This window comes from Candidatus Lokiarchaeum ossiferum, assembly GCA_025839675.1.
GTDB classification, from domain to species: Archaea; Asgardarchaeota; Lokiarchaeia; order Sigyniarchaeales; family Promethearchaeaceae; genus Lokiarchaeum; species Lokiarchaeum ossiferum.
Genome location: CP104013.1, coordinates 5873967 through 5892344 on the forward strand (window position 1 = coordinate 5873967; position 18378 = coordinate 5892344).

17 protein-coding genes are annotated in these 18378 nt (G+C 32.3%); 9 read left to right on the forward strand and 8 right to left on the reverse strand.

Annotated features, from left to right (window positions below; all coding sequences use genetic code 11):
- Positions 1 to 7 precede the first annotated feature (7 nt).
- Positions 8 to 949, reverse strand: coding sequence for a hypothetical protein (locus NEF87_RS24935; RefSeq protein WP_457917977.1), 942 nt, complete (start codon positions 947 to 949; stop codon positions 8 to 10).
- A 92-nt stretch (positions 950 to 1041) separates the two neighbouring features.
- On the opposite strand from NEF87_RS24935, the gene NEF87_RS24940 reads away from it, so the two are divergent.
- Entirely contained in the window at positions 1042 to 1458 is a 417-nt protein-coding gene (locus NEF87_RS24940; protein WP_371804177.1) for a secondary thiamine-phosphate synthase enzyme YjbQ, read from the forward strand.
- Between the two features lie 16 nt (positions 1459 to 1474).
- On the opposite strand, the gene NEF87_RS24945 is transcribed toward NEF87_RS24940, so the two are convergent.
- Entirely contained in the window at positions 1475 to 2443 is a 969-nt protein-coding gene (locus NEF87_RS24945) for a hypothetical protein (RefSeq protein ID WP_371804178.1), read from the reverse strand.
- Positions 2444 to 2688: 245 nt separating this feature from the next.
- On the opposite strand from NEF87_RS24945, the gene NEF87_RS24950 reads away from it, so the two are divergent.
- The 3 genes from NEF87_RS24950 (at position 2689) to NEF87_RS24960 (ending at position 5647) form a co-directional block, all read left to right on the forward strand.
- Positions 2689 to 3123, forward strand: a complete 435-nt coding sequence (locus NEF87_RS24950) for a hypothetical protein (RefSeq protein WP_371804179.1) — start codon at positions 2689 to 2691, stop codon at positions 3121 to 3123.
- A gap of 124 nt (positions 3124 to 3247) precedes the next feature.
- A complete protein-coding gene (locus NEF87_RS24955) occupies positions 3248 to 4831 on the forward strand; it encodes a leucine-rich repeat domain-containing protein (RefSeq protein ID WP_457917978.1) in 1584 nt (527 codons plus the stop codon).
- Between the two features lie 75 nt (positions 4832 to 4906).
- Positions 4907 to 5647, forward strand: coding sequence for a metallophosphoesterase family protein (locus NEF87_RS24960; RefSeq protein WP_457917979.1), 741 nt, complete (start codon positions 4907 to 4909; stop codon positions 5645 to 5647).
- A gap of 4 nt (positions 5648 to 5651) precedes the next feature.
- Here NEF87_RS24960 and NEF87_RS24965 read toward each other — a convergent pair whose 3' ends face one another.
- The 6 genes from NEF87_RS24965 to NEF87_RS24990 form a co-directional block, all read right to left on the reverse strand.
- On the reverse strand, positions 5652 to 6905 hold the full coding sequence (locus tag NEF87_RS24965) for a DUF711 family protein (protein WP_457917980.1): 1254 nt from the start codon (positions 6903 to 6905) through the stop codon (positions 5652 to 5654).
- Between the two features lie 45 nt (positions 6906 to 6950).
- Complete coding sequence (locus tag NEF87_RS24970; protein ID WP_457917981.1) at positions 6951 to 7913, reverse strand: amidohydrolase family protein; 963 nt, start codon at positions 7911 to 7913, stop codon at positions 6951 to 6953.
- A gap of 115 nt (positions 7914 to 8028) precedes the next feature.
- Positions 8029 to 9741: a hypothetical protein gene (locus tag NEF87_RS24975; RefSeq protein WP_457917982.1), complete on the reverse strand. Its 1713-nt coding sequence runs from the start codon at positions 9739 to 9741 to the stop codon at positions 8029 to 8031.
- A 23-nt stretch (positions 9742 to 9764) separates the two neighbouring features.
- Positions 9765 to 10454, reverse strand: coding sequence for a bacillithiol biosynthesis deacetylase BshB1 (gene bshB1 / locus NEF87_RS24980; protein ID WP_457917983.1), 690 nt, complete (start codon positions 10452 to 10454; stop codon positions 9765 to 9767).
- Positions 10408 to 11403, reverse strand: a complete 996-nt coding sequence (locus NEF87_RS24985) for a glycosyltransferase family 2 protein (protein WP_457917984.1) — start codon at positions 11401 to 11403, stop codon at positions 10408 to 10410. The genes bshB1 and NEF87_RS24985 overlap by 47 nt, the downstream gene beginning before the upstream one ends.
- Positions 11404 to 11774: 371 nt before the next feature.
- Positions 11775 to 12911 carry an OBG GTPase family GTP-binding protein gene (locus tag NEF87_RS24990; protein ID WP_371804187.1) on the reverse strand — a complete coding sequence of 379 codons (1137 nt, stop codon included), beginning with the start codon at positions 12909 to 12911 and terminating at the stop codon, positions 11775 to 11777.
- A gap of 246 nt (positions 12912 to 13157) precedes the next feature.
- Between NEF87_RS24990 and NEF87_RS24995 the strand changes: the two genes are divergently transcribed.
- The 5 genes from NEF87_RS24995 (at position 13158) to NEF87_RS25015 (ending at position 18373) form a co-directional block, all read left to right on the forward strand.
- The gene (locus tag NEF87_RS24995) at positions 13158 to 14057 is read left to right on the forward strand and encodes a mechanosensitive ion channel family protein (RefSeq protein WP_457917985.1); all 900 of its coding nucleotides are present in this window, start codon (positions 13158 to 13160) and stop codon (positions 14055 to 14057) included.
- Complete coding sequence (locus NEF87_RS25000; protein WP_457917986.1) at positions 14058 to 15107, forward strand: mechanosensitive ion channel domain-containing protein; 1050 nt, start codon at positions 14058 to 14060, stop codon at positions 15105 to 15107.
- A 102-nt stretch (positions 15108 to 15209) separates the two neighbouring features.
- The gene (locus NEF87_RS25005; protein WP_457917987.1) at positions 15210 to 15656 is read left to right on the forward strand and encodes a hypothetical protein; all 447 of its coding nucleotides are present in this window, start codon (positions 15210 to 15212) and stop codon (positions 15654 to 15656) included.
- A gap of 389 nt (positions 15657 to 16045) precedes the next feature.
- A complete protein-coding gene (locus tag NEF87_RS25010; protein WP_457917988.1) occupies positions 16046 to 17224 on the forward strand; it encodes a NosD domain-containing protein in 1179 nt (392 codons plus the stop codon).
- A 63-nt stretch (positions 17225 to 17287) separates the two neighbouring features.
- Entirely contained in the window at positions 17288 to 18373 is a 1086-nt protein-coding gene (locus tag NEF87_RS25015) for an ABC transporter ATP-binding protein (protein WP_457917989.1), read from the forward strand.
- The last annotated feature ends 5 nt before the right edge of the window (positions 18374 to 18378 follow it).

Consider the following 18378-nt stretch of genomic DNA (forward strand, 5'->3'; position numbering starts at 1 on the left):
TCTTTTTTTATCTTAAAATACGATATTTTTTTTGAATACGCAATCGTTCAGTTAGGCTTGCGATTATGGGATCATCTCGTTCTTTTTCAGCTTCCAATATCCGTCTTTCTTCGTAGTTTCCCTCATGGAGCAAACGATCAATTTGTCTTTTGGGCATTTTGAAGTCCAATTTGCAATAACTATGGGCAAGTTCTGCAGGTGATTTTTCATAATAAATTAGTAATTTTTCTATGTTTCCCATTTGTTCCCGATTGCTATAGAAATTATTTAATAGATTTTGTCCATAAACCGCCAATTGAAGATGTTTATAGTTTTCTTCTATGGAATTGAGAATTGCCATGACATTTTCTTTGGTAATTCCATACAGACTTCGTATTGGATTTTGGTTTAATTTAATAAATGTGTCTGGATTCAGCTTCTTTGGGATTCCTTTTAAACTAGATAAATTGTTATGATCTAACTGAAGTTCAACTAATTGATCTGGATATTTTGGTAGATCTTCTAATAAATCTAAGTTGTTCGAATTTAGAAATAAGTGTTTTAATTTCGGGCAGTGTGCAGGAAAATAATCCGTTGATCTTAAGGCATTAAATGAGATATCAATAGATTCTACGTTTGGTAATCTTGGGGATATTCCTTTGAGTGTTCTTAATCGATTCTGTTTAAGGTTGAGTTCAATTAATTTTGGCATTTCAGATGGAAATCCTTGTAAATCTGTCAATAAATTTCGAGCAAAATAGAATCCTTGTAAATTTGGTAGGTATTCTGGTAACCCCTGGAGTGACGTAAATCCTTCTTGCTCCTTTTTTGATCTATATCGTTGAGATCCTTCAAATTCTTTTAAGAAAGGCATTTTTTTTGGAAAACCTTTAAAATTTTGGAAGTTGCTTGAACCTAAGTGGATTTCAACTGTTTTCTCATTAAAACTTTGGTGAGTTTGGTTTTCCATTAAGTATCGTTATGTGTTTAAATACCTAAATTTCTTAGGACTTAAATCAAAACCTTAAAATTATTGTATCTTTAATATGGATTGAGCATATCATGAAATCCTACAGAAAAGAACTTTGGTTTAATGTACCTTCGAGAAGAGGTTTTATCAATATTACTCCTAATATTGAAACATGCCTAAAAGAGAGTGGAATTGAGGAAGGTATGGTATTAGTTAATGCAATGCATATCACAGCCTCTGTTTTTATCAATGATGATGAATCTGGCCTTCATCATGATTATGAAGTTTGGTTAGAGAAGCTTGCACCACATGAGCCGGTTTCTTCCTATCAACATAATTACGGCGAAGATAATGCTGATGCTCATATGAAGAGACAGATCATGGGAAGGGGTGTGGTTGTGGCAATCACAAAAGGAGTACTTGATTTTGGACCTTGGGAACAGATATTCTATGGGGAATTTGATGGCCGCAGAAATAAACGTGTGTTAGTTAAAATAATTGGAGAGTAAATGTTTTCATTAAAACCTAATTCAAAATGATTTCTAAGATTTCTCTGGTTAAATTATATTTTTCTAATACTTCCCACTTGGAAAATAAATAAGGTCGCAAATATTTTTGAATTATTTTCATCCATACATTTTCTCCTGCGACAGATTTAATCACTTTCTTAAAATGTTTAATTACAATCATAAATATTGGAGTTAATACATTTGAATCTAACCCAATAGGGTTTAAGCCTAAAACTTTGGTACCTTCGGTTTGATTGAAATTAATTTTATAATTTATTATATCAATTTGGGGTAAAAATAAGTCAATTATGCGATATCGATCAAAAATGGCTTCTGTTTTTAACCATTGCTCAATTTTCTTTTTATATCCGTGAATATTACGCAGAATTTCCTCATGCATAAGAGCTCCAAAATTCTCATTAATTATTTTAATAAATAAATATAATATCTCTTGAAATATTCCTAAAAGATCAAATATTACTCCTACATTCATCATTTCATTTGCTTTTGCCCATTGTTCTTGGAGAGTAGTAACTATATCATTAAATGAATTAAATTTTGATGTATTCCCGTCCCAATCTTCCCAAAATTCTTTGTTTATCCCAAAAGTGGTAATAAACATTTTCTGAATCACCGATAATCTTTCTTGCATGACTGTAGAATTGCATTCTTTATCGCATGCAGCAATAATTAGAAGATTTAAAGATGAATCTGGAGTATATATCCATTGTAAATCACCCATTTCAATATTATTGATCCCTTGAGGACCGATTTTTTCTTCAGAAAAAATATTTAGCGCAGAGAGTAATCCTGAAATTAATATCCCATCTAAGGGTTTATCGTCAAAAAATTCATGATAGAATAGATATTGAGATGAATCCTTCTGAATAATCCATAGATATTTCATATCTTGACTTGGATTGCATAATAAATTAGCCGGTTGGTACTTTGTAGTTTCTTTAATTCTTTTGAGTGATTCAAACATTACTAAATAAAACAATCGAGAATGATGACTTATTGCATTGTTTTGGAAAAATTTTAGATTCTTTCGGAAAAATTTTGGATAATTTTTAGATTCAATATATTTTTTTGAAGGCAAAATTTAATCTTAACAAAATTTATCCCGTTTTGTGAAGTATTCAATATCTGCAACGTTTATGTGAAATTCATAACATATTTTTAATAGAGTGAATATTCAAATAGAATAAAAACCAAAGGTTATTTAATTAAATGTCATCTGAATGCTTACCGATCATTGTTTTGATTGGGCTTGATACAAAAAATTTTGAACTGATTGACTCATTTATCGGATCGAAGTATTTGCTTTATCCAGTGGATCAAGTTGATTCCATGGAATTAATTGGATTTCCTCAAAATGTTATACTTTTTATGGTTGATACTGATAATCCCCTTATCAGGCGGGATCTTATAATTGAGAAGATAAAAACAACCGAATTCTTTGAAAATATTCCTATTATTGGACTTTCGTTGAAACAGCATTATGCTGAAATGACTAAAGATGATAAATGGAATTTTAATGATATTCTCTTGATGCCTTGTGGAACCGAAGATATGTTAACTCGGATTGATATTTGGATAAAAACCTATGAGACGATTTGTAATGAAACTGGAGGAAAATCCTTTTCTCTGGAACCTTTAGAATAGTGATTTGAGTATGAAATCTCCAAACGACTGTTATTAAGTTTTTAGCCTCATTTATCCATTGTAAAATTTCTTAGATTTTTTTTAATCCATATCCTACAAATTTGATCCCATTTTTAAGGTTATCATGGAACTTGTTGAAATGGATACAGAATTAGTCCAAGAATTCATTTCATTGTTTGAAAATGCAAACAATATTAACATTTCCACAATCATTCAGAACCTTGGGATAAGTAGAAGTGAATTATTTGATTCATTAGTTTCATGGAGTGATTATTTTGATTTTTCAATTGAAGATGATCGAGTTTATGTAAAGAATTTATCATCTCTTATTCAAGCAAAGGAAAATGTTCTGAATAACTCAGTAAAAAATGCGTTACCGATTCATGAAATCTTTGAAGGTGCTCTTCTATACCAAAATGTACCCCTTTATTCCAAAGAAACTCAATTCTTACAAATATTAGAACAATTAATTCAGACTCCTATCCTAGAATCAAGTCAAAATAATTTCTTGAATGGTTTTTATGCAGAAGGTGGTCATATCCTAAAGTTAGGGTTAAATCATCAATTTCTATCCCAATTACCAGAAAGTATCTCTGATCTTCAATATTTAACTGAATTAAAGCTTGACAATCTCCAACTGAAGTTTCTTCCCGATTCTTTGGTCCATTTGTCCCACTTAACTCATCTTTCATTAACGAATAATTTTCTAAGAAGCCTTCCCAAAAATTTTGGGGATTTAACACAGCTTTCCAGTCTTTTATTAGATGATAATAATCTGGAATCTTTACCTTACTCCTTGATTCACTGCTCAAGTTTAAAAAATCTTTCTATCACTCGAAATAATATAAATCTTAAGGAATCTTTTGAAATTCTGCGAAAATTGAAACAAGATGGGTGTTTAATTGATCAGAAACAAGCTTTTAGATGGTCCGAAGTGGGTTATGAAGGTATTATTTGTAATTCCGGGTTAAAGCAAGATGATTTTGTAAATACAATTTTTCATCTTGATTCGATGCTTTCTTTTGAAGAACTTTGTGCTCAAATGGTTCTAGTGGAAAAAGAAGATAAGAGATTTGTAAAACCCGATGATTTCGATAGGTGGGACATTAAAGAACGTTCAATTGTTAAAAATATGGTTGATCCTGATGAAGATTATAGTTGGGCTCTATTCTATAATGATATTCCTCTTGTTAAGGATGAATATGACATTATGAAATATCTTGAAGAATTGCTTGGTCTGCCCATTCCACCTGTTTCTTCAGTAGAGATGAAATTTGGATTTATTGCTGAAGAAGGACACGTTGTTGAATTAGGTCTTTATTATCTGAATTTAATCACCGTCCCTGAAGCTATAGTCTTATTGACCTCACTAAGGCATTTATTTTTGGGAAATAATCGTTTTTCATCAATTCCCTACTGGATTGGATGTCTAACTTCTTTGGAAATCTTAAATTTCCAACAAAATCACATTTTTTCAATACCAGATCTTTTTAGCAGTTTGACCAAACTAACAAAATTGGATTTAAGTCATAACAGAATCCTCTCTCTTCCCAAATCTATGGAAAAACTAACCAATTTGAGATATTTGAACATTGAAGACAATCAATTAAATTTAACAAAAAGTAAGGAAGCCCTTCAGAAAATTAAGCATAATGGGTGTTCAATTGATAGTATTAAGGCATTTAGAATGCGGGAAATAAGGAAATAAGAATCTTTTGTTGTACTTTCACTTTCCTCTTTTCAATGATTTTTTAAAAGGTTCTGCATAATTTTTAAGGGATTTATGAATAATTCACCTCGATATGCAATACTGTCCGATATTCATGGGAATCGTTGGGCTTTAGAAGCTGTGCTAGAAGATCTTCAAAAAAGACATACATCCCAAATTATAAATCTCGGTGATTCCATTTATGGGCCCTTAGATCCACTAGGAACTATTAAATTAATATTGAAGTGGGATATGATATCCATCGCTGGGAATCAAGATCGAATTTTGTTCGAAAATCAATATAGTGATAATCTTAATGTTAGAATTATAAGGTCTAAAATCTCAGATATTCATTTAGATTACCTCAAATCATTACCTGCTACACTTCATTACAATGGACTGTTTCTCTGTCATGGAATTCCAAAATCTGATAATGAATATCTTTTTGAGCATATTTTACCTGATACAGTAGAAATTCGATCTTCAAATGAGCTTCAGAATATAATTCAAGAAATATCAGCTAAATGTGTGTGTTGCGGGCATAGCCACTTACATCGAAATGTTAGATTGTCTGATGGAACCTTAATCTTAAATCCTGGGAGTGTGGGGTTACCAGCTTATGATGATGATATGCCTTATTATCATAAAATGGAAACAAAATCTCCAGATGCCCATTATTCTGTTCTATATCAAGAAAATGGAATATGGCAAGTTGAGCATCATCAAGTATCCTATCCTTGGAAAAAAGCTGTTTTAATGGCTGAAAAAAATGATAGACCGGATTGGGCGCGATGGCTTGCCACCGGAATGGCATGAATTCTTAAAAATTATAGGAGATATTTTGAATCGAGATGTCATTGATTTTCGAGTGTGACCTTTTCAATTGACAAATTTTACTATCGGTAAAGAATTCAAACTTGAATTCTGTGCTCTCTCCTGCCTTCTTATTGGGTATTGGCATTAATCGGGCCGTTAAGGGCTTTTTTAGCCGTATGGAAATCATCGCAAGATCTAATAATAAAAGTTCAATTGATTCTATATCTGTATCTCCAGGTATTGGAATGCAATCTAGCCCCAAACCACACATCGTGGATAGTAATACTAATTTTGAAATATCTACCTTATCTTCATTATTTCGTAAGGAAATTGTATAATCTTCTAAAAGTGGTTGCATAAATCCCGAAAACCCTATTTTTGGTCGATTTGTAGATTGTAGTGCTTCTGTTAAGAAGCCTACTGCAAATACTGATCCTGTTTCACCAAAATGAGAAAATTGTAATTTTTCTAACACAGTTCCGATACTTTTTTCTTGGGTGGGATATGGGGCGGGGCTAAAGTCGATTCCTTCAAAAGTTATTTTATTTTCTTCACAAAATGGGGCTGCGATATTTGCAATCTGATCATAAATTGCCTCAAATCGATTATGGATCTGTTCTTTAATTTTCGATAGTGAATATTGAGTTGGAGGATAATTTTCTAATATTTTAACCATTTCATCTGCAGCTTCCAAAGCAATTGACAGTTTAGGGGCCATTCCTTGATGATATGCTGATGGAAAAAAAGGCGTGTTTGGTTTTACATTGAAAGTTACTGCAAATTGAACATTCTGAAATGGATCTGGGGTTGAAAGGTGTTGAATTATTTGAGCTCCTGCTTTTACTGCTTCAAAATTGATACCTTGTTGGGTTGAAGCCACTTGTAAGCTAGAAAACATATTTGAATGGGATTTCATCAATATTGGAAGTTCATCTATTATCATTTTCTGAGAAATTGTTAAAGGTGTTGATTGATCACAAAGCCCGGGGCAAAATGAATAGATTCCTAAAAGTTCTTCTTCCACTAAAGAATCCATTTCTGTCAAAATTTCATGTCGATTTGCCAAAATTTCATCTTTGTTTACATCAGATTGTTTTGAGAATGGTTCTCCAGCAAATCTTATGTATTGAACTTCAATATTAGTTTTTTCAAAACTTTGTTTTAACGATTGGATCTTGATGAGATTCTCCTTAATTTTTTTGAGATCCTTAGATCTATCTCGAATATTTTGTCCTAACGTGATTGCCCGAATTTTCATGCTAAGTACTAAAGAATGGGATAAAAAAATAAGGTTTCGAAAATCCTAAAGACCATGGAAGAACTTTTCAGCGGTTTTCCAATAAATATTTTCTAAGACATCCATGGGAAGATCTAGTCCGTTAATTACGGTTTTGTTGTCATTCTCCGGATCGGGAAATGGTAATGCAAGATTTTTCACTTTTGTTTCCAATAGTGCTTGATAAGTTAAATATCGAGTGAAATAGTATTCAGGAATTTCAATATGGCGTTGGCTACCAAAGGAAAGGTCCGTTCCCCATAAAATTCGATCACTGTATTTTTTAAAGAATGTAATTGATTCTTCTCGTTTTTGAGAAAATTCCCTCGCCATCCATCTCGCAGAACTTGCGTCTACATAATAATTTGGGTAGGTATCAAACCATCTTGCTAAATTATCAAGATGTTCAGGTTGAGCTCCAAAATGTGCACCTAATATCTTCATTTTAGGATATTTTTTCAGAACTTCTTCAAATGAATCGAGATGTTCTTTTTTTGTTCCATATTTACTTTCAGGTTGGTAAACTCTTTCGTAATAAGTGTCTGGATCACTGTTATGCACCAAGAATATTAATCCAAGTTCTTCAATTTTAGAATATATGGGATCAAAAATCGGGTTGGAGAGTCTCAGTTTTCCTGCTTTCTTTTTAAATTCTTCGTCTACATAATCTATCCAGCGAGGTCCAAACCAAAATTTGATTATTGGATATCCTTGGTTGTAGTATTCCTGAACCATATTTGCGCTATCTTTAGCGTTACCCTTCAAAAGTGTTTTACTTCGCAAAAACCTCGCAAATATAAATCGTTCTTTGAGTTCTGGGGAAAGATTTTGAGCGATATCTTCATCTAGAATCGCCAAGGATTTTTTTATATTAAAATCTTCGACATATGTGAGATGTTCTTCTGCTAATTTTAAATCCCAAACATGAGTGTGTGCATCAAATTTTGGACCAGTATATTTTATTGCGAGATCTTTGAAATCATTTTCCATGTGCTCTTTTCCAAAGCGTTGTATCCTTTCGGTTGTCAATTTTTATTCAATTCCATTAATTTTGATAAGGTGTGAACGAAAAAATATTTTATGGTTAGGATGACTGTGATAAAAATTAAAAAGTGATGTTCATTCCCGGAGGCATCCATGCTTTGTAATACTTCTTATAATCATCATAAATGTGTGAAATTCCATTTTTTAAGGCTAAATCTATCCAGTGGAATACCGCTTCTTGTCCATGTTTTTCTTTGGTTATTTTTCCAAACATATTACTTAGATAACAAGCAACTATTTTTGATTCTGGTGATTCAGGATGTGATTTGACATAATTTGTGCAAATCTGTTCAAGCTGTCCCATTGCAGTATGCATTGATGTCAAAATATCTATCGCTTTTATTCTACGTTTATCAAATTCATCAATATTATCTTTCTTTTTACATAATTTATTGAATTTTCCCACATTTTTCATAACATCTTTCAGACCATCGAAAAAGCCAGGAATTTGTAAATCAATCATTTGCTGTTCTAAATTCCTTGTAATCATCGTATTCATGGTTGTTTTATTATAAAAATAGATAACAGGGAGCATAACCGATGCGTCGAATTTTTTCATCAACGGAATTCCCATGGTATAATATCGCGCTTCTCCTGTTCCAGCAATATGTACTCCAATTGGTACCGTGCTTGAAACTAAATATTGTCTGGATTCTACACGTGGAGTCAAATTTTGGCCGATACCAGTTAAATCCGGATTTGATGTACTTACTTCGAATTCCACTTCATTTTTACACAATGTGCATGTTCCTTTGACAACGGTTTTGGACCCATTAGACTCAGCGTGCAGTTGTATTCGGTTGTGGTAGCAATTTGGATTTTGACATTCATAAAAGAACGGAATAAAATTTGATGCAATTTCTCGAAGGGGGGGGACCATCCCTTGGTTAGTAAAATCTTGTCTAAGCGAATCGTATATTTGAAAGTAATTTGTCCGATTTTTCATTAAAATTTCATAGTGGGGAATTAATAATCTGCGATAATCTGGATCGCTAGCCGATAGGAAAAGATATCCTTGATCGCTTGCGATATTTGAAAAGAATCCTGCAATATTGAGGAAAATGTCTGGATATTCAGTTGATTTTGTCCAGCTATTTTTAATATGAAGTAAAGCGGAATCTAATCGCTCTTCATACATTTTTCTTTCCCAGTTGTCTGAAACACTGGATGATATTGAAAATTTATATTGTTTTTCTATTTTTCTCAAATATTCATTCATTTCTTGAGTCGATGGTAGCGGTAAATCTTTGATCCGTGTTCCATTATATTCGTTTTCCTGGATTGGAGGAATAGATAAATTAAAACCTGATTGGGAATTGCATAATGAAAAATGAGTTTTAATTAATTCTGGATGAACTTTGTCATAATCGGCCATATAGAAAAAAGGAAACATATCACCCGCATGGTCGGCAAAAGCGGAACCACAGGCTAACTTATTATAGACAAATCGCTCTCCACCAAGAAATTTTGGTTGATGGGCAACTTCTATCCCCAGTCTATTTTGATAAAACATTTCTAAATGGGATTGAGCTTTATCAGTAAACAAATGATATTTTTGGGTAATTCTTTGAAATATTTTCCCAAGTTGTTCTCTATATTCATCTGTAAAGAAATTGCCTGAATTCGTTGATTGATTGAGTCGAGCTAATTTAATTGCATCTTGCATGGAACTGGGGATGTAATATCTCATTTTTTCTGAAACCCAATTATTTTTACCCTCAATTGCCCACTTTTTATAGGATTGAATGGGATCCGAAGTAAGTTGTATTGTCATTGGATGTAATCCTTATTGAGTTTTTATATCTTTGTGATATCATGAATTTGAAAATAAGTCGGGCATATTAATGCTTCTGCATATTCCACTCCAATTTCAAAGCCTAAATTTGCAGCTCGGTTTCGTATCCAGTCAAAAATTTTCATGTTTTTCTTATTTTCATAAAACTGCGATTTATAAGCTTGTAAAGCAGCGATTTTTTCTTCGAAAGAATCCGATATATCCACTAAAAAATCTATTTTGCGTTGCATTCGAATATGGGAATGATCAAAGTATAAAATCCGAGGAGGATAATATTCTGGATAAGAAGAATCTGTTTTTGTTAGCTTTGCTTGAAATTTTGCAGCATTAACTAAATGATGGGCTGCGATATGGTCTGCATGCCAATCTTCACTGGGGTGAGTAATGATGGTATTAGGTCGATATTTACGAAAAATATCAGCTACTTTTACTCGATTTTCCAAAGTGTTTTCTAAAGATCGATTTGGTATATCTAATGTCACTCGAATGTCAACTTTGAGAATGTCGGCTGCTGCTTTTGCTTCTGCCATTCGCTTTTCTATAGTTCCAAAAGGTGTAGGTTCTCCATTGGTTAAATCCAATATCCCTACTTTTTTCCCCAATTTTTTGTAATGTGCTATTATTCCCCCGCATGCTATTTCAGCATCATCGGGATGCGCACCCACAACAAGTACATCCAGCTCTGTGTCCATTATGTTCTCCTCCAAGTTGCGCCGTATCAATAAGGCAAGGTTTTGTTTCTAGTTTTAGTGAATCGATTTCTCCAAAAATGTGTCTTCGAACTGTTTCAAAATTACTTTGAGTTATTTCTTCAATGGAATTGAAGTAAGATCTAAAAATATCTTGCAAGTAAACAATTTCTTCAGAAAGATTATAACCCGCAAATTGAGCGATAATGTTCACATATTTTTCAATGCGTTTTTCCCCTTCTTTAAACAGGAAACTTTCGGAAGTGCGTTTTTTCATGATCATATCTCGATCTTTGTAGATTACAGGGACGCTTTTTTCAACGATGTGAAAATTGTTTTTCTGGGCTTCCATCCATAATTGAATTGGCATTTCATATCCATCCAAAGTAAGGTTTAACTTAGACAACCTATCTACGCGATAAGCTTTAAATCCACAAAAAGCATCAGTGAATGAAAAACCAAATGTGTTTAATACACCTGTGATAACCGTATTGACTAAAAACCTATCCTTCCAAGGTTGCTGCCAGAAGAGTTTTGCATCTAAATATCGTGATCCTGAAACAATATCGTAATTATTAGTATTATTTTGAATAAGGAAATCAACAAATTGGGATATAAATTGAGATTCATGTTGACCATCAATATCAAAAGAGATAACATAGTCATAGCTTTTTTGCTGTGCTATTTGAAATCCGCGTTTGATTACATATCCGTAGCCCTTATTTTGAGGTAAATTTAGTACTTGAAACTCAAATAGAGATTGGTGATTTTTAAGAGTGTCTGCTGTTATATCTGTAGAGCCATCATTTATTACAAGTACATCAAAATTTATTGCATGTCGTTCTTCCACCTTTTCTTTTTCCTGTTTAATTTCTTTTAGGACAGAGACACAATTTTCTGCCTCATTATAACATGGTAAGAACAATAGGATTTTATTGATTGGTTTTTTCATTTGAGACTCCCTCTATTTATAAGCACAATCCAAGATTTTTAATCAGTCTGCACTTAAAGTATTATTTCTTATATGTTAAAAAAAAAAACCATGTATGGTTAATAATATATATTTTGTTGGTAATTATTACGTGGAATGTTCATATTGAATGAAATCTGATTAATTTGACCCAAAATATTTAGCCGCATTTTTTATAAGGGTCCATTCATACCCAAATCTGATATTTGAAAATTCAGATCTGCCATTTGCATATTTACGTTCGGAACTAATTTAGTTTAGCGAATGTATTTATTTAAATGTTTCTGTTATGGTGTGAAAAATTATTTATAAAACTTTTGAAATAATAGATAAATTAGAAAAAAAGCACAAAATTATCGTTTGACATAGATTGATACAACATCCCCATCCAATAAAACATGATCTCGGTTAATAAACTTCTGTCCTGGATGTTTTGCGGAAGGACCCCAAATCAGGGTGTATCGATAATTGGCGAGAATATTTTTATGTAATTTTAGACAAAGTCGTTCAATATCATCGCCCTTTTTCATGATAATTGGGTCATCCATATCAGCTTCTTGCTGTGGAGGTTTTAAATATATTCTAATTAAATCTAATTCTTGAAAGATTCGATGTCGGAGATCATCAATATTTTCTTTATTGAGGGCGGAAATTTTGACCCAGCCATCATGACCTATGGCTTGAGTAATATCTTCATTTGTGAGTTTTTTTCGAGCTAAGTCTTGTTTATTGATCACTACAAATTCTTTGGTATAAATTCGATTTCCCATCACAAAATCAATCAATTGATCAGGAGTTATCATAGGTTCTGAAAAATACACACTGGCATTGCTATATCCAAGTTCATTCATTAAACCCTTGACTTCATCTTGATCCATTATTTGATCTCCATTGTAAGAAAAACCAATCCCGCCGCGAGTTCGCTTTTTAATGACAATTCTGGCTTTTTTCTGGTTTAAACGTATTCCAGCATTATGTAATTCGTTTCGAATGAAATTTAAATCTTCAAAGTTTATCATTCCCTCATAATTGAAACATATTAAGATCAAAACCAAATCTGCAGATCGCACACATCCTAAAATTTCACGTCCACGACCTTTCCCCGAAGCGGCACCCAAAATAATTCCCGGCAAATCTACAAGTTGAATATTTGCACTTTCAATATCCATCATCCCCGGAATTGCTGAAACTGTGGTAAATTCATAGGAAGCCACTTTGGATTCTGTATTTCCTCGAGTTAATAGATTGAGTAGTGAGGATTTACCGACACTTGGAAATCCAATAAAGGCAACTTGAGCATCCCCATGTTTTTTAACATTATAACCACTCCCACCACCAGTTTTTTTGGAGGCAATGGTTATCAATTGATTTCGTAGCTTGGCAATTTGGGCTCTTGTATAATTAATGGACTTCTGTGTGGCTTTATTCTTTTGGGTTCTTGCCAATCGTTCTTCATATTCACGGATTTTTTCTTCAATTTTTTCGCTCAAATTCCAATTTCTCTCCGTTGGTATCTAAGACGAAAAATGAGGCAAATTCAAAAAAATTTACGATTTATCGTATCCTTTTTTTGTTAATTAGACACTTTCTAATTTTTTTATTGAATCAATATGCTTATCTTTTCATTGAATTTTCCATTAATCCAGATATTATTCAGTTTAAATCCTGATTTTAATATAATTGCTTACATGATAACTTTTTAACTCTATAAATGAAGTATACAATAGTGAAAAAGCATGGAAGACATTTGGACAAGGTTCGTAGGCATGGAAGATACATGGATTAAGATCATATTTATCTTCGCAATTCTCGTGATTTATGGGATAATTATATTCCTAATTAACCGTTTCAATCAAAAAACGGCAGGTTCTACATCCACAATTAATGGATTGAAGGTAATTATTCGATTCATTGCAATTTTGATAATTGTGTTAATAATTTTCTCAATTTTTGCTAATTCAGATCAATTAATTCTTTCAGTTTCTTCAGTATCTGGAATTATTATTGGTTTTGCAGCAACGGAAGTGGTCGGGCAAATGGTTGCGGGATTATTGCTTATTACCGCAAAACCATTCGATATAGAAGATCTGGTTCAAATAGGAAGTTACCAAGGAGTGGTTGAAGAAATAAATCTAAATTATACTATCTTGAAATTATTTGATGGTACGCATGTTAAAATCCCCAATAAAAAACTTCTCGATACAAAATTCTTGAATTTTACTTTGGAAACTGATAAAGCGCTCCAAAAACATCAAGGAATAGAAGAAAAACAACGCAAAATTCCAAAAATGGCCCCTCAAAAATTGAAATGGTTTGATCGAAAGACTTTTTTGAAATTATTTGGAGATATTACAGAAAACATAATTGAAACAAAAATCACTCGGTATTCTTTCAAAGTTGAGTTGGACTTCAGTATCGATCCTGAGGTTGTAATAGAAAAGCTAAAAAAAATCTGTGAAAAATACCAACCGATTTATAATTTTAAACCAAGATTTGCAATTGTGGATTTAGGATGGCGACCAAAAGTTAAGATTTGGATTTTTTGTTCCAATCCATATCTAATCATGTCAAATCAAAACAATTTCATCACAGAAATTGCAAAGGATTTCTACAGCAAAGAAAAGGAGGGTGTATAAATGACAATTTTAGAAGAAAGTACTGATCCTTGGTTCGATCCCTCTGCATTTTTAGCTTCAGGAGGAACTTGGGAGTTCCTTAACTTTTCAATTCAGAAATACGCGGTTTTCGCAATATTGCTTGGGATTGTATTAATTTTGCTATTTAATTTTGTATTAAAGTTTCAATTTAAAAAGTTAGTTGATCGGCGTAAACTTCCCCCGAATATATATAATGGTCTTAAATTTTTCATGAGAATTTTCTTTGGAACTTTAACGATTTGGTTAATACTTGGAATTCTTCAAGTCAAAGTTGGTTTTGTGTGGATTATTATTGGGATCTTAACTTCAGCAATCACTTTTGCTTCAATGAAAACAATTAATAATTTTATTGCAGGAATATGGATTGCATTAAATCGCCCATATATTGTAGGGGATTACGTGAAAATTGGTAGTACGATTGGAATTGTTAAGAATATTTCTACTAATTACACTCAATTAATCCACAACGATGCGACAGTTTCATATTTGCCAAATCTTGAATGCTTAACATCAACAATTTTGAATTATACTTGGTCCCTCTCGCTGATTCAGAGACAAATAATTGATTTAGAGAAAAATTTGGAAAAAATTATACTAATTCCGGAGTCGAATGAGAAAGATATTGAAAAAAATACTAAAATTCAACTTGTTGGCCAAATTAAGGCAGATATTAAAGAGCAAAAGCTTATTGTAAAAGAAATAGAGATTTTTGAGGAAGAACTCGATAAAGCTCACAAAGATGGTGTGAAGGATAAACACGACTTCTCAAATTATGCTCAGAAAGGAAAAATTGTAAATTACGTATTTACTCTAGAACTCCCAAAGGATTATAATGGAAATGCAGATAAATTGACTTCGGTGTGTTCCAAATGGGCCAAAGAATTTAATTTTCGACCTCAATGGGATCTAGTGGATATTAACTCCCATTTTGTATATCAATTCACCATCCTTACTCCCGATCCTTTAGATATTGTCTATTTTCTTGATGATTTTGTTACGGATGTCTATATGACAATTTATCATGTCTAAACTAATTGGGATTCTAAATAGTAGGATTCATTTTTTTGATTAATTTTTTGACAAATTTTGGTCTCTCTAGATTAATTAAATAATTATTTGGTTTTTGAATTAGTGGTAAATCTGTCAGAAATACTATTTTGGGGCAATATTTTATCGGACCTCCTGAATTATATTATAGGTTTTCTGGTTTCATTGATCTTTGGCATACTATCTGTTGGAATTGGTATTAGTATTGTAAGTATTGCAAAAAATGCAGATGTTGCCAATGGAATCTCTCTCTTGTACGGGATGCCTGTTATATTTGCTTCTGGTGCTTTGGTTCCATTTGAAAGTTCAATTGTCTACTTCATGTCTCCATATTGGGCAAAGCAAATATATCTTCAATTTACTGTCATGGGTCATGGATTGAGTGATTATTTATATTCGAGCTCCTTAATCGGATATACTGCCGCTGAGACCAACATCCCAATATTGGCTGGGATTTTAATTTTATTCGCAATGACGGCATTTTTCATAGCACTAGGGATCAAGTTATTCCAGAAAAAGACCCAATTATAATTTTTATTCTATATTTTTCATTTTTTTTTTTAACCATTTTTAAAAAATATATTTGATCAAATTAAAATCTCAATTAAAATTAATAGCGATATCATATTTGTCAATATGGCATTTTATTTTTGTATAATCTACAAATAATTCATCAATTCGATGGTAAAATTATATACTCTATGGAAATCGATATTGCGTTTTTGCAAAAACATTTATATACATGTCTTAACTTAATATAATTAACATATAATTTCCTAAAATTAATTAAAGCAAAAATAACAATTCTTTCACAATTCTTCAATATCTCTTATATATCCTCACCTATAGTGGAATTTAGGTCTGAATGTTATTCAAACTTCAAATTAAAGGAAGGAAAATATAACATTTTGGGAACACTAATGAAACAAAAACACAATTACATTGCCATTTTTAGTATCTTACTGACAATATTTTTCTCATTTAGTCTTTTAGATATTAAAAATACTGAAGTAACTAGCCTTAGATCTGGAGAACTTAATGAAGCGACAATATTCTCTTCTTCAACGCAATTATCGACTCCTTTAATAATTGATGGATCTGCGACAGGATTGAATGCGAATAATTGGACGAAAGCAATTCAAGATGGTTGGGTGACCGGACAAGGGACATCAACTGATCCGTACTTAATTGATGCTATTGAGGTGGACACAGCTAATCTTGGAAATGCCCTCACAATTCAAAACTCAAAAAATGTTTATTTTGTGATTAATAATTCTGAGTTTAATGCAGGGGATGATTATTCTGCTTTAGAATTAGTAAACACTGCAAATGGAACAATTACAGGTTCAAGCTTTGCGGGAAGTAAACATGGGATCTTCTTAAATGGAGGTACCATGCAAAATACCATTTCACAAAATAAAATCAGAGAGAATGATTATGGTATTAAATTTGGTTTTATGTCAATGGCCAATATGATCATGAGTAATGGAATTTCCGATAATGATATATTTGGGGCATTTTCAGAGCCTTCGGCTTCAAATAATATGATTTCGATGAATTATTTCTTACGAAATCCGATTCATGCAAAAGATAATAGTTCAATAGGAAATATGTGGAATTTGACCATGATGGGTAATTTCTGGGACGATTATAATGGGGAAGACAAAGATACAAATTCCATTGGAGATGATCCTTATGCAATTACAGGAGAAATCAAAGATTTTCTTCCCATATTTAATCATGATCCGATGATAATGCCAATTATGAACCACTCATATATTTTTGAATCAACCGAAAATATCGTGAATTGGACTGTATTTGATATGATTTCATTCGACGCTTTTTATGAAGTATATCAAAATGGAGAGTTAATCCTTTCTGGAGATGATTGGACACCTGAAGAAATTGTAATAAATATTGATGGGTTAGAAGTAGGTTCCTACAATTTTACATTGATTGTTTTTGACGGTTTAGGCGGCATTAATTCGAATCAAATAGATGTCTCTGTAGTCAATAATAATAATATGCTATACGTTTTTATCGGAATTTTAGTGGTATTTGTAGGCATTCTTCTTTTTATCAAAATTAGGAAAGGTTAATTAAAAAATGACCAAAAAAATAACATTCAATTATAAAAAAAAAAAAAGCAACTTAGAAAACTGGTGAGAAAAATAGAACGAGAATACTTAGAAACGGATGTTGTAGCACGATTTAAAAATGTATCTAAACGATTTGGGGATTTTACTGCAGTTTCAGATGTCAATTTTGAAATTTATCGCGGTGAAGTGCTCGGATTTCTTGGACCAAATGGGGCAGGAAAATCGACTACAATGAAAATGATGGCTTTTCTACTGAAACCTACTGAAGGTGAGATTTTTATCAGAGGGAATGGGGAATTACAAAAGATGACTAGAGATAATAAAGATCTCTTGTTGGATAATATCGGTTTTCTAATAGAAAATCCTGCATTTTATGGAAACATGACTCCACGGCAAGTATTAAAATATTTCGCTGAATTGAAGGGTTATCCACAGAATTTAATTAAACAAAGAGTGGAAGAAGTTGTAGCCATGGTAAAACTAACAAAATGGATTGATAAGAAAATTAAGACTTTTTCCAAAGGAATGCGTCAAAAGATAGGAATTGTATCTGCTATTGTCCATGATCCAGAAATCATTGTATTAGATGAACCTCATACTGGGTTAGATCCAAAAGCAAGAAGCGAAGTTCGTGAGTTTATTGTGAACTTAAAAAAGAAAGGAAAGACCGTATTCTTAAGCAGCCATTTACTATATGAAGTGTCTGAAGTGGCTGATCGAGTAGCTATGATAAACAAAGGAAAGCTAATTGCTTGTGATACCCTTGAGAATTTGGAATCAAAAGCAAAACGGAGTATTATTCAAGTGGAATTATTCCAACAAGATAAACAAGAACCATCGCAAGTCATTGAGACTATTTCCCAAATAATTTCCCCCCTAATTACAGAAAAACAATCTGAAAAGTGCATTACTTATAATGCAGATACAGAATTTTATGAAATTTTATTTGATGGGTCTCAATTCACCCAAAAGGAAATTCTTAAAAAACTTATCATTAATGATGTTGAAATAACTGATTTTTCCGTTCCAAATGCAGGTCTTTTAGAAGATTTATACCTGAGTCTGGTTTCAGATCTTGATAAATCTCAACCCGAACCACAAAATCAAAGAATGAAAAATTCTAAGAATATTACCGAAGTAGGAGCATAGGTGAG

What these genes read in the sequence shown, in the direction of transcription:
- NEF87_RS24950 (WP_371804179.1), top strand. Translation starts at nt 2,689, where the DNA reads ATGTCATCTGAATGCTTACCGATCATTGTTTTGATTGGGCTTGATACA.
- NEF87_RS24970 (WP_457917981.1), bottom strand. Translation starts at nt 7,913, where the DNA reads ATGGAAAATGATTTCAAAGATCTCGCAATAAAATATACTGGTCCAAAA.
- NEF87_RS24995 (WP_457917985.1), top strand. Translation starts at nt 13,158, where the DNA reads ATGGAAGACATTTGGACAAGGTTCGTAGGCATGGAAGATACATGGATT.
- NEF87_RS24960 (WP_457917979.1), top strand. Translation starts at nt 4,907, where the DNA reads ATGAATAATTCACCTCGATATGCAATACTGTCCGATATTCATGGGAAT.
- NEF87_RS24935 (WP_457917977.1), bottom strand. Translation starts at nt 949, where the DNA reads ATGGAAAACCAAACTCACCAAAGTTTTAATGAGAAAACAGTTGAAATC.
- NEF87_RS24940 (WP_371804177.1), top strand. Translation starts at nt 1,042, where the DNA reads ATGAAATCCTACAGAAAAGAACTTTGGTTTAATGTACCTTCGAGAAGA.
- NEF87_RS25000 (WP_457917986.1), top strand. Translation starts at nt 14,058, where the DNA reads ATGACAATTTTAGAAGAAAGTACTGATCCTTGGTTCGATCCCTCTGCA.
- NEF87_RS24955 (WP_457917978.1), top strand. Translation starts at nt 3,248, where the DNA reads ATGGAACTTGTTGAAATGGATACAGAATTAGTCCAAGAATTCATTTCA.
- NEF87_RS24975 (WP_457917982.1), bottom strand. Translation starts at nt 9,741, where the DNA reads ATGACAATACAACTTACTTCGGATCCCATTCAATCCTATAAAAAGTGG.
- NEF87_RS24945 (WP_371804178.1), bottom strand. Translation starts at nt 2,443, where the DNA reads ATGTTTGAATCACTCAAAAGAATTAAAGAAACTACAAAGTACCAACCG.
- NEF87_RS24985 (WP_457917984.1), bottom strand. Translation starts at nt 11,403, where the DNA reads ATGAAAAAACCAATCAATAAAATCCTATTGTTCTTACCATGTTATAAT.
- bshB1 (WP_457917983.1), bottom strand. Translation starts at nt 10,454, where the DNA reads ATGGACACAGAGCTGGATGTACTTGTTGTGGGTGCGCATCCCGATGAT.
- NEF87_RS25010 (WP_457917988.1), top strand. Translation starts at nt 16,046, where the DNA reads ATGAAACAAAAACACAATTACATTGCCATTTTTAGTATCTTACTGACA.
- NEF87_RS24965 (WP_457917980.1), bottom strand. Translation starts at nt 6,905, where the DNA reads ATGAAAATTCGGGCAATCACGTTAGGACAAAATATTCGAGATAGATCT.